General features: G+C 37.1%; 16 protein-coding genes, 1 tRNA gene, 1 other RNA gene and 1 other annotated feature. Of the genes, 4 read left to right on the forward strand and 14 right to left on the reverse strand.

The genetic code is table 11. The features are described from left to right. Positions 1-204 precede the first annotated feature (204 nt). The 7 genes from FH036_RS26620 to tadA all read right to left on the reverse strand — a co-directional run bounded on the left by FH036_RS26620 (position 205) and on the right by tadA (position 4531). Entirely contained in the window at positions 205-474 is a 270-nt protein-coding gene (locus FH036_RS26620) for a pro-sigmaK processing inhibitor BofA family protein (RefSeq protein ID WP_001089262.1), read from the reverse strand. A 192-nt stretch (positions 475-666) separates the two neighbouring features. Then, on the reverse strand, positions 667-888 hold the full coding sequence (locus FH036_RS26625; protein WP_000466020.1) for a YaaL family protein: 222 nt from the start codon (positions 886-888) through the stop codon (positions 667-669). 14 nt (positions 889-902) lie between these two features. Continuing rightward, on the reverse strand, positions 903-1499 hold the full coding sequence (recR, locus tag FH036_RS26630; RefSeq protein ID WP_000559169.1) for a recombination protein RecR: 597 nt from the start codon (positions 1497-1499) through the stop codon (positions 903-905). A 14-nt stretch (positions 1500-1513) separates the two neighbouring features. After that, positions 1514-1840, reverse strand: coding sequence for a YbaB/EbfC family nucleoid-associated protein (locus FH036_RS26635; protein ID WP_001996460.1), 327 nt, complete (start codon positions 1838-1840; stop codon positions 1514-1516). 25 nt (positions 1841-1865) lie between these two features. After that, a complete protein-coding gene (gene dnaX, locus FH036_RS26640) occupies positions 1866-3554 on the reverse strand; it encodes a DNA polymerase III subunit gamma/tau (RefSeq protein WP_000121557.1) in 1689 nt (562 codons plus the stop codon). A 132-nt stretch (positions 3555-3686) separates the two neighbouring features. Then, an RNA gene (ffs, locus tag FH036_RS26645) (signal recognition particle sRNA large type) lies at positions 3687-3951 on the reverse strand. A gap of 79 nt (positions 3952-4030) precedes the next feature. After that, positions 4031-4531, reverse strand: a complete 501-nt coding sequence (gene tadA / locus FH036_RS26650; protein WP_000439009.1) for a tRNA adenosine(34) deaminase TadA — start codon at positions 4529-4531, stop codon at positions 4031-4033. A gap of 107 nt (positions 4532-4638) precedes the next feature. On the opposite strand from tadA, the gene FH036_RS26655 reads away from it, so the two are divergent. The 3 genes from FH036_RS26655 (at position 4639) to FH036_RS26665 (ending at position 6610) form a co-directional block, all read left to right on the forward strand. Continuing rightward, positions 4639-5178 carry a cysteine hydrolase family protein gene (locus FH036_RS26655; protein WP_000798716.1) on the forward strand — a complete coding sequence of 180 codons (540 nt, stop codon included), beginning with the start codon at positions 4639-4641 and terminating at the stop codon, positions 5176-5178. 125 nt (positions 5179-5303) lie between these two features. Then, complete coding sequence (locus FH036_RS26660; protein WP_000148227.1) at positions 5304-5939, forward strand: deoxynucleoside kinase; 636 nt, start codon at positions 5304-5306, stop codon at positions 5937-5939. A 2-nt stretch (positions 5940-5941) separates the two neighbouring features. Continuing rightward, positions 5942-6610, forward strand: coding sequence for a deoxynucleoside kinase (locus FH036_RS26665; protein ID WP_001053585.1), 669 nt, complete (start codon positions 5942-5944; stop codon positions 6608-6610). 35 nt (positions 6611-6645) lie between these two features. Here the strand turns inward: FH036_RS26665 and FH036_RS26670 are convergent, their stop codons facing one another. The 7 genes from FH036_RS26670 to guaB all read right to left on the reverse strand — a co-directional run bounded on the left by FH036_RS26670 (position 6646) and on the right by guaB (position 13597). Then, complete coding sequence (locus FH036_RS26670) at positions 6646-7038, reverse strand: sigma factor-like helix-turn-helix DNA-binding protein (protein ID WP_000364200.1); 393 nt, start codon at positions 7036-7038, stop codon at positions 6646-6648. Positions 7039-7203: 165 nt separating this feature from the next. After that, a tRNA-Ser gene (locus FH036_RS26675) sits at positions 7204-7296 on the reverse strand. Positions 7297-7452: 156 nt separating this feature from the next. Then, on the reverse strand, positions 7453-8727 hold the full coding sequence (gene serS, locus FH036_RS26680; RefSeq protein WP_000884181.1) for a serine--tRNA ligase: 1275 nt from the start codon (positions 8725-8727) through the stop codon (positions 7453-7455). 51 nt (positions 8728-8778) lie between these two features. Further along, positions 8779-9000, reverse strand: a binding site (T-box leader). Between the two features lie 54 nt (positions 9001-9054). Next, positions 9055-9645 (reverse strand): pyridoxal 5'-phosphate synthase glutaminase subunit PdxT, encoded by a 591-nt coding sequence (gene pdxT / locus FH036_RS26685; RefSeq protein WP_000238781.1) that lies wholly within the window; start codon positions 9643-9645, stop codon positions 9055-9057. Positions 9646-9663: 18 nt separating this feature from the next. Beyond that, positions 9664-10551, reverse strand: a complete 888-nt coding sequence (pdxS, locus tag FH036_RS26690) for a pyridoxal 5'-phosphate synthase lyase subunit PdxS (protein WP_000186156.1) — start codon at positions 10549-10551, stop codon at positions 9664-9666. 161 nt (positions 10552-10712) lie between these two features. Continuing rightward, positions 10713-12020, reverse strand: coding sequence for a D-alanyl-D-alanine carboxypeptidase DacA (gene dacA, locus FH036_RS26695; protein WP_012644137.1), 1308 nt, complete (start codon positions 12018-12020; stop codon positions 10713-10715). A 113-nt stretch (positions 12021-12133) separates the two neighbouring features. Further along, complete coding sequence (guaB, locus tag FH036_RS26700; protein WP_000264079.1) at positions 12134-13597, reverse strand: IMP dehydrogenase; 1464 nt, start codon at positions 13595-13597, stop codon at positions 12134-12136. 115 nt (positions 13598-13712) lie between these two features. Between guaB and FH036_RS26705 the strand changes: the two genes are divergently transcribed. After that, positions 13713-14714, forward strand: coding sequence for a YaaC family protein (locus FH036_RS26705; protein ID WP_139896424.1), 1002 nt, complete (start codon positions 13713-13715; stop codon positions 14712-14714). Positions 14715-14789 lie beyond the last annotated feature (75 nt).

The following is a 14789-nucleotide window of genomic DNA, read 5'->3' on the forward strand; positions in this document are numbered from 1 at the left end:
GCATCTAAAATAAAAATTGACGTTTCACGTTGTTTGTTTCGTTTAGTTTTCAAAGTTCAACATCGCGTTTCAGCGACCTTTATAATTTAACATTTTGCGTTAAACCTGTCAACAACTTTTTTCTTTCGTTCCTGACGACGCTTATTAATTTACCATATTAATCATTCACAAGTCAACACTTTTAAAAAAAATGCCAAAATAAATTTATTTTGGCATGATATAAAGTTTAATAACCACTAATGCAGCAACACCGGGTAGGCCTAATAAACTTGTAATTGTTGCGGTGCCCAAGTTAATTGGGATATGAAAATCAAAATACGTTCCTACAACATTTACGATAAAAAGTAATGCTACTCCCAAAGTAACATGAAAGAGCGCTTTTCCTATAAAACGCAACGGCTTAGAAGAAACACCAAAAACAAGGAAAATAAAAACTAACGCAAGAATACCAACAATAATAATTGTAGAATTCATTTTTTCCTCCTTATGAATGACCTATACACATTTATTTGTATGGGACAAGACGATAAAAAAGAACGTTTATTATATAACTCCAGTCGTTTCATCTTATTCACCTTAATTCGGCTACACGTTCTTCACAAAAACTATTAATCGATCTTTCCAAACGAATAAAATAAAAAGGCTCTGCTTTTTCAGCAGAACCTTTTACCATTGCTCCATCTTTACAGGACGACGTTTTGCTTCTTTTAGCAAGAAGAAATATTTCGCCTCTGCTATTTTCAAAGAACAAAGTACATCTTGAGATGGTTCAACACTTTGTTCAACCATTCTCTTTTGACGTAACCATTCATTCTTCACCTTTTCTAATAGTACAATTAGCTTATCATCATACTCTTTACGCAATTTACCCTTTTTTTGAAAGAACATTTTTGTTTCTCCTCTTATACTTCTCTACGACCTTCTAACGCTTTCGACAGTGTCACTTCATCTGCATATTCTAAATCTCCACCAACTGGCAGACCGTGTGCAATACGAGTTACTTTAATACCTGTCGGCTTTAAGAGGCGGGATATATACATCGCTGTAGCTTCCCCTTCAATATTAGGATTTGTTGCTAATATTACTTCTTGTACTGTTTCATCGTGTAGTCGCTTTAGAAGTTGCGGGATATTAATGTCTTCTGGTCCAATTCCCTCCATTGGAGAGATAGCACCACGTAACACATGATATACACCTTGATACTCTTTCATCTTCTCCATCGCGATTACATCTTTCGGTTCTTGCACGACACAAACAACTGATTGATCTCGATGTGAATCGTTACAAATATAACAAGGATCACGGTCAGTAATATGCCCGCACACAGAACAATATGCTAAGTCTCGCTTCGCATTTACAAGTGCTTTTGCAAAACCTAACACATCATCTTCTTTCATATCTAATACGAAAAACGCCAATCGAACCGCTGTTTTCGGTCCGATTCCTGGCAATTTCATAAAACTATCAATTAGTTTTGATATTGGTTCTGGATAATGCATATATCAATATCCTCCTAGAACATTCCACCCGGTAAGTTTAAGCCTTTTGTAAATTTACCCATTGTAGAGTTTGAAAGTTCATCAGCTTTCTTAAGTGCATCGTTTGTTGCAGCTAACACTAAGTCTTGTAACATTTCGATATCTTCTGGATCTACAACTTCTTCTTTCACTTTTACTTCAAGAATTTGCTTATGACCATTTGCAATAACTGTGATCATACCGCCGCCAGCTGTACCTTCAACTGTTTTTTCGCCAAGTTCTTCTTGCGCCTTTGCCATTTCCTTTTGCATCTTTTGCATTTGTTTCATCATGTTATTCATATTTCCCATTCCGCCACGCATCATAATTAATTCCTCCTAATTATTATTACTCTTTTATTTCAATGAGTTCTTGCCCTACTAATTTTACAGCCTCTTCTATGAGAGGATCTTCTTTTTTCTCTGGGCTTTCTTCAGAACTTCCACCTTCACGCTGTAAAAAATCTTCACGGATTTTACCCCATTCACTTTTTGGAATGGCAATCATATTTAATCTTTTACTTAGCAATTCAAATAAAGTTTGTTCCACTGTATCCATAGCCTCTCGATTTTCGCTTGCCATTTTACAGTGAATCTCATATTGGAACGCTAAAACGTAAGTATCATCTGAAGCCGCTACCGGTTCGCTATTTTCTAATAAAACAGCAAACGCTACTTTGTTGTATGCTTTGAGTCTTCCTAACAACTCTCCCCATACAGCTTTTAATTGTTCTAAATCTTGACGCTTCGCTTGCTTTAATACTTCATTTACGCGTCCGACAGGTATCTTCATACTTCCTGTCCGTACTGGCTTTGGTGCTGCACGCGTCTCTCTGACTTCCTGCTGCACACCGGCCGGCACACCATTCTTTTTGACTTGTTCTAACTCTTTCTCTAATTGCTGCATCCTGTTCATAATTGCTTGTAAACGATCTGCACCATTTGCTTGCATCATAAACTGTTGACACAGTTGTACCATAACAACTTCTAAGAAAATTCGCGGATGATTTGTCCACTTCATTTCCTGTTGTGCTTTACTAAGAGTATGAATGATCTCATAGATTACTTCCGGCTGCATTTCTTCACTTAACGTCCGGAATTGCTCATCAACCATTACTCGTTCCAACATATGTTCCAATTGTGGTGAAGTTTGATATAAAAGCATATCACGATAATAGTAAATGAAATCCTCCATAAAGCGAACTGGATCTTTCCCTTTACCCATCATCTCATCTATGATACGTAATGCTCTTGATACATCATTTTCACGTATACATTCTACTAAGTTGCCTAAGTATTGCTGAGAAACAGACCCTGTTACAGCTAATACATCTTCTGTTGTAACTGTTTCATCACTATAAGATATTGCCTGATCAATAAGACTGAGCGCATCACGCATACCACCTTCAGCGGCACGTGCAACAATTTGTAATGCCTCATCTTCTACTTGCGTACCTTCATTGTTCACAACTGTCGATAATCTCTCAACAATATCATTTACTGATATCTTTCGAAATTCGAAACGTTGGCAACGCGAAATAATTGTAGGCGGTATCTTATGCGGTTCTGTTGTCGCCAAAATAAAGATAACATGTCCTGGCGGTTCTTCTAACGTTTTTAAAAGCGCATTGAAGGCACCCATGGAAAGCATGTGAACTTCATCAATAATGTATACTTTATATTCTACAGCACTTGGAGCATATTTTACTTTATCTCTAATATCTCGAATTTCATCTACACCGTTATTTGAAGCCGCATCAATTTCTAATACATCTGAAATAGATCCTTGTGTAATCCCCAAACAAGAAGGACATTCATTACAAGGTTCAGCTACCGGAGCATGTTCACAGTTAATTGCTTTTGCAAACACTTTTGCAATTGTCGTTTTTCCTGTTCCCCTCGGCCCAGAAAATAAATAAGCATGTGAAACTTTCTCTTGAAGAAGGGCATTTTGCAACGTTTTTGTCACGTGCTTTTGACCGACTACATCTTCAAACTTTTGCGGTCTCCATGTTCGGTATAACGCTTGGTATGACACGAAAATACGGCCTCCCTCAAAGGTTATTATCTCATTTATTATAACCCATTCTGTTTATAGATTCCAAAAGTTATTTTCTATACAAAAAACCCACCTTAGTATTAAGGTGAGTTTTGTATACATATATAACTGCCGTGCACCTTCTGTCGATTACGTACCATAAGCGTTACTTAAGCAGTTAGCTCGGTTCAGGCACTCCTGCGGCACACGAGAAGACCCGCTTATTGCTGCTTCCTTCCGGACCTGACAAGGTTCACGGGGTCCCGTTGCGCAGGACCCAAACGTCAACACCACTTACTTAAGGCAGGCCTTACAGCAACATAACCTCGAGAAGGGATTCGGCCTCGCTAGAGCGGATTGCGAGTATAGGGCACCGCTACCTCCCCGCTTAGCACGGCAAAGTTAAAACCAATATTCGGTTGCCTTCATTAAAGGCACTATCAGTATAACTTGTTTTTTTATAAAATGCAAATACGTTAATTCTCTTTACTTTTCTCTAATTTCTTAATCGCTTTTCTTTTTTTACGAAGCGCTCTAAAAAAGTTCGTTAACAGCGTACCGCATTCTTCTTCTAATACACCAGCTACTACTTCACATTGATGATTAAAGCGTTCATCCGTTAACAGATTCATCAATGTCCCTGCACATCCACCTTTCGGATCACTCGCACCATATACAACTCGCTTTACTCGTGATAAAACAATTCCACCCGCACACATCGGACAAGGCTCTAATGTTACATATAACGTCGCATCTTCTAAACGCCATGTCCCTAATTTTTTGCACGCCTCATCAATAGCTAACAACTCAGCGTGAGCTATCGATCTTTGCTCAGTCTCCCTTAAATTATGAGCAACACTAATTACTTCACCATCCAACACTATAACTGCCCCAATCGGTACTTCTTGTATTGCCTCTGCTTTTTTAGCCTCTTCTATTGCTAACTGCATAAAATAAATATCTTGATCACGTTCCATAACATAGTCCTTTCATTACAAATAAAGTACACTTATTTCCATTTACTACACATGGGATAACTTTTATAAATTCAATCCACCCTAAGAAAAAAGAGAGGGGATTACATATGAAGAATACTGCCTTACTCATTATCGATATGATTAATGACTTTCAATTTTCACACGGGCCTATCCTAGCCAAAAAATGCGAAATTATAACCAATCCTATTTTACAATTAAAGAGAACAATGAAATCCTTCGGTTGCCCCATCATTTATATTAATGACCATTATCAACTTTGGAGGTCTGATATTGACCAATTGATTACTCATTGTACAAATGAGTATAGTAAAAATATCATTCATAAGATCGCTCCAAATGCTGATGATTACATTTTTATTAAACCACATTACTCTGCTTTTTATGAAACACCTTTAAATTCTTTATTAGGCTATTTAAAAATAGAAAATCTAATATTAACAGGTGTCGCCGGGAATATATGTATCCTCTTTACAGCTAACGATGCTCATATGAGGAATTATACATTGTATGTACCACAGGACTGTATTGCATCTAATGATGATCAGGATAACCTGCATGCTTTAAAAATAATGGAAGCCACATTAAAAGCAAATATAGTACCGTCGTTTCAAATAAAATTTAATTAATACATATATCTATTTTCCAACTTTTTATATCAAATTAACCCGCTCGCTTCCCTCTTGTGCTACAATAATTCTGTTTTGTGTTTTTAGTAGTCACGGTAAATCACTGATTGAAAGGAGGAAACAGCGTGACCGGAGTACCATTTATCACGGTTGAAGGACCAATCGGTGTTGGAAAAACTTCACTTGCGAAGGAAATTTCAACTCACATGCAACTCCACTTACTGAAAGAGATTGTTGATGAAAACCCCTTTTTAGGAAAGTTCTATGAAGACATCGACGAATGGAGTTTTCAAACAGAGATGTTCTTTCTTTGTAATAGATACAAACAATTAGAAGATATTAACATAAAGTATTTGAATCAAAGGAAGCCAGTAGTAGCGGATTATCATATATTCAAAAATGTAATTTTTGCATCCCGTACATTAAAAGATTCTCAATACGACAAGTACATGCAAATCTATCGTATCCTTACACAAGATATGCCAGTTCCAAATGTTATCGTTTATTTAACAGCTAGCTTAGAAACATTACAAAGGCGAATCGCCATGCGCGGAAGAGAATTCGAAAAAAATATGGATCCAAATTACTTACTACAGCTCACAAAAGATTATGAAACAGCAATGGATGCTTTTAAAAAGGACCATCCAGATATCCCAGTATTGAAATTTAACGGAGACGATATGGATTTTGTAAAAAATCCTGATGATTTAAACGTCATCCTATCTGCCCTTCAAAATACTCTCTTAAAGGAGTCGAAATAATAATGAATTTAAGGCAAAAATATGATATACCAAATGACGCAGTAATCACTATCGCTGGAACAGTAGGTGTCGGTAAATCCACTATGACAACTGCATTGGCTAACGCTTTAGGGTATCGCACATCATTTGAAAAGGTAGATTCTAATCCGTATTTGGACAAGTTCTATGCTGATTTCACACGCTGGAGCTTTCACTTACAAGTGTATTTTTTAGCAGAACGATTTAAAGAACAAAAAAGAATTTTTGAATACGGTGGCGGTTTTGTTCAAGATCGCTCTATCTATGAAGACACTGGCATTTTTGCAAAAATGCATCACGAAAAAGGTACAATGACAGAAACTGATTATGAAACATATAAAGGTTTATTTGACGCTATGGTCATGACTCCTTACTTCCCACATCCAGATTTATTAATTTACTTAGAAGGTTCTTTCGATGATATTGTTGATCGTATCCAAGAACGTGGACGTCCGATGGAACAGCAGACACCAATCGAGTATTGGAAAGAGATGCATGGGCGTTATGAAAACTGGATTAACAACTTTAATTCATGCCCTGTTTTACGATTAAACATTAATGAATACGATATTTTAAAAGATGGCGATTCCATTGAACCAATCATTAAAAAAATCGGTCATTTTTTAAAACAAACACGTAAACTTGTAAAATAAAAAACCCGTGCATATGCACGGGTTTTTCTATTAAATTACTTTTTCTTTGTTGGAGCAATAATTTCACTCTCAGGTTTTCCAGCGTTAATACGCTGACGAACAGTACTTGTACTAATATCGTACGCCTCAGCAATCTCTTTAACAGTCATTTCTTTCCCGTTAATTACTGCTGTTAATACTTTACCTGTACGTTTTGGAGCTGCTTCTTTCTTTACAGCTTCTTTTTTAACTTTTTTTGGTGCCTCTACTTTTGTTGCAGTTTGCTTTACATCACAAGTGCAACCACAAAGTTTACGGAATGTATCATCGCTAATAATGCGTGATACATTTGCACCACTGTTTAAAATTCTATTGTTCTTACAGACAGGACATTGTACATAATATAAAGTTTTTCCATCTAAAGGAAACGTTTGTATAATAAGATCCATGTTGACTCCTTTCATATCTATGAAGATAATCATCGGAATATGAGTGTGTAATAAGGACAAAATCGCCTTACACCATACTTTATGATTGGTTTTAAAATAAAAACTCGTTACGTGTGGTAACGAGTTCTCCAATCTCCACTTATATGCGCTGTTGTCAATTATATCTGGAGGAGGTAGAGGGATTCGAACCCCCGCGCGACTCTCGCCGCCTGTCGGTTTTCAAGACCGATCCCTTCAGCCAGACTTGGGTATACCTCCATATTGACATCAAATATAATATCAAAAGAAAAACAGTTAGTCAACCCTACTAAAATAAATTATGAGGAAAGGAAAATTTTACTTTTCCTCTCCTACATCATAGTACTGACAACGCTCATAATTACCAATCACTCATACCGATGAATGTTTATAAATTTACTTAATAACTGTTTTTCCTCCCATATAAGGGCGAAGAACTTCTGGAATTATAATTGTACCATCTTCTTGTTGGTAGTTCTCTAAAATAGCTGCCACCGTACGTCCAATTGCAAGACCAGATCCATTTAATGTATGAACATGTTCTGGTTTGCCGTTTGGCTCACGACGGAAACGGATATTTGCACGTCTCGCTTGGAAAGCCTCGAAATTACTACAAGAAGAGATTTCACGATATGTGCCATAGCTTGGAATCCATACTTCGATATCGTATTTCTTCGCTGCTGTAAATCCTAAATCGCCTGTGCACATGCTCATAACGCGATATGGCAACTCTAATAATTGTAACACGCGTTCTGCATCATTTGTTAGTTTTTCTAACTCTTCATAAGAATCTTCTGGTTTTACGAACTTCACAAGCTCTACTTTATTGAACTGGTGCTGACGAATTAAACCACGTGTATCACGGCCAGCTGAACCTGCTTCAGAACGGAAACAAGAGCTAAACGCAGCATATCTTATAGGCAATTGTTCTTTATTTAAGATCTCATCACGGTGCATATTTGTTACAGGTACTTCAGCTGTTGGAATTAAGAAGTAGTCTTCACTTTCAATACGGAATGCATCTTCTTCAAACTTCGGAAGTTGTCCTGTCCCTGTCATGCTTGCACGGTTTACCATATACGGAGGTAATACTTCTTCATATCCATGCTCATCAGTATGAAGATCAAGCATAAAGCTAATTAAAGCACGCTCTAATCTTGCGCCAGCACCTTTGTAGAATACGAAGCGGCTTCCTGTTACTTTTCCAGCACGTTCAAAATCTAGAATTCCTAAATCTGTAGCAAGATCCCAATGTGGTTTTGGTTCAAAAGCAAATTCCTTCACTTCTCCCCAAGTGCGAGCTACTACATTATCATCCTCTGTTTCACCAACTGGAGCAGATTCGTGCGGAATATTTGGAATAGATAGCATCAATCTTTCTAGATCTTCTTCAACTGTACGAAGTTCGTTATCAAGATCTTTTACTTTTTCTCCAACTTCACGCATTTCTAAAATTAAAGCTTCTGCATCTTTCTTTTCGCGCTTCAATACAGAGATTTGTTGAGATACTTCGTTACGTTTACTTTTTAGTTCCTCTGTTTGAACAAGTAGTTCTCTTCTTCTCGTATCTAATTCTTCAAAGCGACCAAAATCAGTTAAATCTTCGCCTCTATGCTGTAACTTAGCTTTTACTTCTTCAAAATTTGTACGTAAAAATTTAATATCAAGCATTATATACTCCTCCTTTTATTTTATAAAACACAAAAAACTCCCGTCCCTATATAAAGGGACGGGAGTTAACCCGCGTTGCCACCCTAGTTGAAAGCATTACCGCTTTCCTCTCAAGTAGAAATAACGGCTCTTCACCGGGAATGTTTACTAATCATAAAGATATTCCACATTCCATTCCAGGATGGATTCACAAACTGTTTCTATCGATTTCCACCAACCATCGACTCTCTATAAGAAACGACATTTGTTACTACTTCCTATCAACACGCTTATTTTATAAAATTGTTACCATCAATTTACTATAATCTTATACAAGTTGCAAGTTACTTATACAACTTTTTTCATTTTCGCTTCTTTTACCATTTCTACAAAGTATGCTGTTACACGATGGTCATCCGTTAATTCCGGATGGAAAGAAGCAGCTAAAAACGGCCCTTGCCTTACCGCTACCATTCGATCACCATGTGTAGAAAGTACCTCAACATTATCCGCTACATTTACAACATACGGCGCACGAATAAATACGCCAACAAAATCTTCTCCCACACCTTTAATAGAAAGTGCAGCTTCAAAGCTATCTTTTTGACGTCCAAACGCATTGCGCTCAACTGTAATATCCATAGCACCAATATGTGCTTCGTCATAGCCAATAAGTGTTTTTGCGAGAAGAATCATTCCTGCACATGTACCAAACATTGGTTTACCAGATTTCGCAAATGTACGAAGTGGTTCCATGAAAGCATACTTATCAATAAGACGGCGCATAGTTGTACTTTCACCGCCTGGTAAAATAAGACCATCAATCTCTTCAAGTTGTTCTATACGCTTTACAACAACAGCTTCTGCACCACTTGCTTCAACTGATTTTACATGTTCACGAACTGCACCTTGAAGACCTAGTACACCGATTTTCACCATTTTAAAGTTCTCCTTCAATTACCATCCACGCTCTTGCATGCGTTGCTCTGGTAGTAACGTTGAAATTTCAATACCTTTCATCGCATTACCTAATCCTTTAGAAAGGCTTGCAATTAACTCGTAATCCTCATAATGAGTTGTCGCTTCAACGATTGCACGTGCAAATTTCGCTGGATTCTCTGATTTAAAGATACCAGATCCAACAAATACACCATCCGCACCAAGTTGCATCATTAACGCTGCATCTGCTGGTGTTGCTACACCACCTGCTGCAAAGTTTACAACCGGCAAACGACCAAGGCGTTTAATTTCAAGTAGTACTTCATAAGGAGCACCAGTATTTTTTGCATATGTCATTAACTCATCTTCACGTAGACTTGCAACTTGACGGATTTCTGCATTGACTTGACGCATATGACGCACTGCCTCTACAATGTTTCCTGTTCCTGGTTCGCCTTTTGTACGAAGCATAGATGCACCTTCTGCAATACGACGTGCAGCTTCTCCGATATCACGGCAACCACATACAAATGGAACTGTGTAATCACGTTTATTTAAATGGTATACTTCATCGGCAGGAGTTAATACTTCACTCTCATCGATATAGTCTACCCCTAATGATTCTAATACACGTGCTTCTACAAGGTGACCGATACGGCATTTTGCCATAACCGGAATTGACACTGCACCCATAACTTCTTCAACAATTGTTGGGTCTGCCATACGAGAAACGCCACCTGCTGCACGAATATCTGCTGGTACACGCTCTAATGCCATAACGGCAACTGCGCCTGCCTCTTCTGCAATTTTTGCTTGTTCAGCGTTAATTACGTCCATAATAACGCCGCCTTTTTGCATTTCTGCCATTCCACGTTTTACACGTTCTGTCCCTGTTACATTTGTCATGTTACAAAAACCCCCCTAGGTGAATTGCTTTTCCCCGTTAAAGGCGAAAATTAAGAATACTCTTACATTCTACCACTAACTATCAGATGCTTGTCTACTACTTTTTCATAAAGTCGGTATGAAAAATAGGAATAAAAAAAAGCCCCTACAATGAGGAGCTTTTAAAACCAACCTTTTACTGTATCAACAGCACTATTCCATATACCACTAAAGAAAGAACCAATTCCGCGCATAGCACGAGTAAACCAGTTTGCTTCTTCTACTTCAGCTGTTGTTACAAGATCCACTTGTAACGACTTACCAGTTAAAAACCCAGGATCGTTTGTATCTTTTGGCGTAATTACCATTTGACCAAGCGCAGCTCCCTTTTTAATAGGTGCCTCTTGTCCCTTACTTGATTCTTTTAATTCTGTTTTATAAACATCTTTACTTCCTTTTGGTACTGGAAGTGAAATGGCTTGTTTCGTTTGAACTGCTACATCTTTGTCTTTCGCATTTTCTACTCGTACTGTTTCTTGTCCTTTTACTGAAGAACCTTTTTTATACATTTGTTTCATTTCAAAGTTAGCAAATCCATAATCATATAGCTTCTTTGTTTCATCAAAACGTGCTGTATGAGAACTTGTTTTAATCACTACAGAAATAAAACGCATACCGTTTCTTTCAACCGTACCAGTGAAGCAATCTCCCGCTTCTGGAGTTGAGCCTGTTTTTAGGCCATCTACGCCATCATATTCTTTAACTAAGCCCTTTAACATCCAGTTCCAGTTCGACATTGCAAACTTCTCTTTTTCTGGACGGAATTCTTTTTTCGGGATTTTTGCTGTATCTAACACTTTTGGATAATCTTTAATTAAATGTTGTGCTAAAGTTGCAACATCCTTTGCAGACATTTTATTTTCTTCATCCGCTGTTGTTCCTTCTGGATGCATTCCCTTTAAATCTTTATTCGTTAAACCTGTAGAATTGACAAATTTATAATTTTTCAACCCTAATTCTTTCGATTTATCATTCATCATTTTTACGAAATCTACTTCTTTACCTGCAATTGCTTCTGCTAATGCAATCGTTGCACCATTTGCAGAGAAGATTGCCATTGCCTCGTATAACTCTTTTACTGTATAAGAGCCACCATTTTCTAATGCCACATTTGATAATGAAGCATCCTGTGAAACCTTATACGCATATTCAGAAACCTTAATTTTCTGATCCCACTTAAGCTTTCCTTTATCCACTGCTTCGTGAACTAAATACTCGCTCATCATCTTCGTCATACTAGCAATGGATAATAATTCATCAGCATTCTTTTGATATACAATTTTTCCAGAATTCGCTTCAACTAAAATTGCCGCACCTGCTTCAATATTTAAAGCAGCTCCTGTTTCAGCTGATGCATTGCTATATGGTAACAACATACTACAAGCTAGTGTAAGCATTGTTACTAGTGCAATGAATCTTTTGCAAAACATACCTTTCACTTTTGCTACCCCCAATATCTATGTACTCACATAACCGTTATTCTAACATAATCAAAAAAAAATAGACAGAGATATAAAATCTCCGTCTATTTATATATAAGACATTATAATGAGTAGTTTGGAGCCTCTTTTGTAATTTGTACATGATGAGGATGACTTTCAAGTAAACCAGCACCTGACATACGAACAAATTGTGCATTCTCACGTAAGAATTCTAAATCTTGTGCTCCGCAATATCCCATACCTGCACGTAATCCACCAACTAATTGATGAACCGTATCTGCTAAAGGTCCTTTATATGGTACTCGTCCTTCAATACCTTCTGGAACAAGTTTTTTATTTCCTTCTTGGAAATAACGATCTTTACTTCCTTTTTCCATCGCTCCGACAGAACCCATACCACGATATACTTTAAATTGGCGACCTTGATAAATTTCAGTTTCACCAGGACTTTCAGCAACACCAGCAAACATACTACCTAGCATAACAACATGTGCTCCTGCTGCTAAAGCTTTAACCATATCACCAGAGTACTTAATACCACCGTCAGCGATAACTGGGATACCGTGTTTACGAGCTTCTGTTGCACAATCATAAACTGCTGTTAATTGTGGTACACCAACCCCAGCTACAACACGTGTTGTACAGATAGAGCCTGGTCCAATACCAACTTTAACTACGTTTGCCCCTGCTTCAATTAATGCTCTTGTTGCTTCAGCAGTAGCAACATTTCCAGCGATAATATTTAATGATGGATACTTTGCACGAACTTCTTTTACTTTATCAATAACGCCTTGAGAATGTCCATGGGCTGTATCAAGTACGATTGCATCTACGCTAGCTTTTACTAATGCGTCAATGCGAGTCATAGCATCAGCCGTTACACCAACTGCTGCTCCAACTAATAAGCGCCCTTGCTTATCTTTCGCAGAATTTGGGAATTCAATTACTTTTTCAATATCTTTTATTGTAATAAGCCCTTGTAATACACCGTTGTTATCAACAAGAGGGAGTTTTTCAATTTTATACTTTTGTAGGATCTTTTCAGCCTCATCTAGCGTTGTACCAACTGGAGCTGTAATTAGCTGTTCTTTTGTCATTACGTCGGAAATTTTGATTGAGTAGTCTTGGATAAAACGCATATCACGGTTTGTAATAATACCAACTAATTTTCGCTCGTCTAAATTATTTACAACCGGTACACCTGAGATACGATATTTCCCCATAAGGTGCTCTGCATCATACACTTGATGTTCTGGAGTTAAAAAGAAAGGATCTGAAATAACACCACTTTCAGAACGTTTTACTTTATCAACCTGCTCGGCTTGTTGTTCAATAGACATATTTTTATGAATAATTCCTAAACCGCCTTGACGAGCCATTGCAATAGCCATATCCGCTTCTGTTACTGTATCCATTCCTGCACTAATTAACGGGATGTTTAACTGTAAGCTTTCAGATAAAACTGTTTTAACACTTACTTCTCTTGGTAGTACATCTGACTTTGCTGGTACAAGTAATACGTCATCAAAAGTCAAACCTTCTTTAACAAATTTAGATTCCCACATAATTGTTCCCCCCATGATACCAGAAATTATTATTAGTAGCTTATCAATTGGTTAAAATACTGTCAAGGACGTATATATATGTTAGAATTTTTAGACAATAAAAGGAGCGTAATATATGCATCAAACACATTGTACTTGGCAGCAACTAAGTTTCTTCTTTTCATCTCAAAATGTACAACGTTATCTTGCCCGTTGTTATGAAAAATCCTCAATACAAAATGCCGAAAAAAAAGGTTTTGAAAATTGTTATCCTTTTATTTATTATTTAGAACACGGGAAAAATTATTACGAATTATATAAGGTAGCTCCCTTTACGATTCAGCCAATGTTATTGTTTTATGGAATGAGCCAACTTTTTAAAGCATGCTTATTAACTATTGATCCAAACTATCCTGAATCCACTACTGTTTTAGCTCATGGCGTTACGACTCGTAAGCGGAAAAAACAGGGATATCAATTTTTAGAAGATGAGGTAAAGGTACAAAAAAATGGACTATTTACTCATGTTGCAGAACAGCTGTTTCACATGAAACACTTAGAATCAGAGAAGTTTAACATGTTGGATTTAATGGGGAATATTCCTGAATTACAAAATTTATTTCGCTATAGTCAGCGAGGTTCCACTTTATATAAAATTGATTCAACAAATGCAAATGAACTTTCCTTTTCAGTCAATATACTAGATCGACTTCATATGACTTCAGAAAGATTTTCACGTTATATTGAATCAATTTGTAAGCACTTATCCGTGCAACATGTCCCCGGGAAAACGAGCGCATCCAATTTACTTTTTACAGCTCCTATCCAATCGTGGAATCCTATATATAGTACGCCTTTATACTACGAATATCTCGCTGATACTTATTACTTACCACTCACAACTGACCCTAGAAATCCTACACCCGTATTGCCTGAACTTCTCGTTCATTATTTATTGCTCTACAATTTAAGTATGATTTCTAGATACGAAACAGATTGGTGGTATGATTTACTTGGAAGCTATGGCTCTGAAGATTACCCATTTATTTATCAATTTCTTACTATTTCTGCTCAAAAAATTCCTTACTATATTTCGAATTTTTTACTAACAGAACCGAACCTATTTCATGGGAAATAAAAAAACACAAGTCAAAAGACTTGTGTTTTTAGTTGCTTGGCGACGTCCTACTCTCACAGGGACAAGGTCCCAACT

The organism is Bacillus sp. CD3-5 (assembly GCF_006349665.1).
Lineage (GTDB): Bacteria > Bacillota > Bacilli > Bacillales > Bacillaceae_G > Bacillus_A > Bacillus_A paranthracis.

What these genes read in the sequence shown, in the direction of transcription:
- dacA (WP_012644137.1), bottom strand. Translation starts at nt 12,020, where the DNA reads ATGTTTTGCAAAAGATTCATTGCACTAGTAACAATGCTTACACTAGCT.
- tadA (WP_000439009.1), bottom strand. Translation starts at nt 4,531, where the DNA reads ATGGAACGTGATCAAGATATTTATTTTATGCAGTTAGCAATAGAAGAG.
- pdxT (WP_000238781.1), bottom strand. Translation starts at nt 9,645, where the DNA reads ATGGTGAAAATCGGTGTACTAGGTCTTCAAGGTGCAGTTCGTGAACAT.
- FH036_RS26620 (WP_001089262.1), bottom strand. Translation starts at nt 474, where the DNA reads ATGAATTCTACAATTATTATTGTTGGTATTCTTGCGTTAGTTTTTATT.
- FH036_RS26655 (WP_000798716.1), top strand. Translation starts at nt 4,639, where the DNA reads ATGAAGAATACTGCCTTACTCATTATCGATATGATTAATGACTTTCAA.
- guaB (WP_000264079.1), bottom strand. Translation starts at nt 13,597, where the DNA reads ATGTGGGAATCTAAATTTGTTAAAGAAGGTTTGACTTTTGATGACGTA.
- recR (WP_000559169.1), bottom strand. Translation starts at nt 1,499, where the DNA reads ATGCATTATCCAGAACCAATATCAAAACTAATTGATAGTTTTATGAAA.
- FH036_RS26635 (WP_001996460.1), bottom strand. Translation starts at nt 1,840, where the DNA reads ATGCGTGGCGGAATGGGAAATATGAATAACATGATGAAACAAATGCAA.
- FH036_RS26665 (WP_001053585.1), top strand. Translation starts at nt 5,942, where the DNA reads ATGAATTTAAGGCAAAAATATGATATACCAAATGACGCAGTAATCACT.
- FH036_RS26670 (WP_000364200.1), bottom strand. Translation starts at nt 7,038, where the DNA reads ATGGATCTTATTATACAAACGTTTCCTTTAGATGGAAAAACTTTATAT.
- pdxS (WP_000186156.1), bottom strand. Translation starts at nt 10,551, where the DNA reads ATGACAAATGTAACAGGGACAGAACGTGTAAAACGTGGAATGGCAGAA.
- serS (WP_000884181.1), bottom strand. Translation starts at nt 8,727, where the DNA reads ATGCTTGATATTAAATTTTTACGTACAAATTTTGAAGAAGTAAAAGCT.
- FH036_RS26625 (WP_000466020.1), bottom strand. Translation starts at nt 888, where the DNA reads ATGTTCTTTCAAAAAAAGGGTAAATTGCGTAAAGAGTATGATGATAAG.
- FH036_RS26705 (WP_139896424.1), top strand. Translation starts at nt 13,713, where the DNA reads ATGCATCAAACACATTGTACTTGGCAGCAACTAAGTTTCTTCTTTTCA.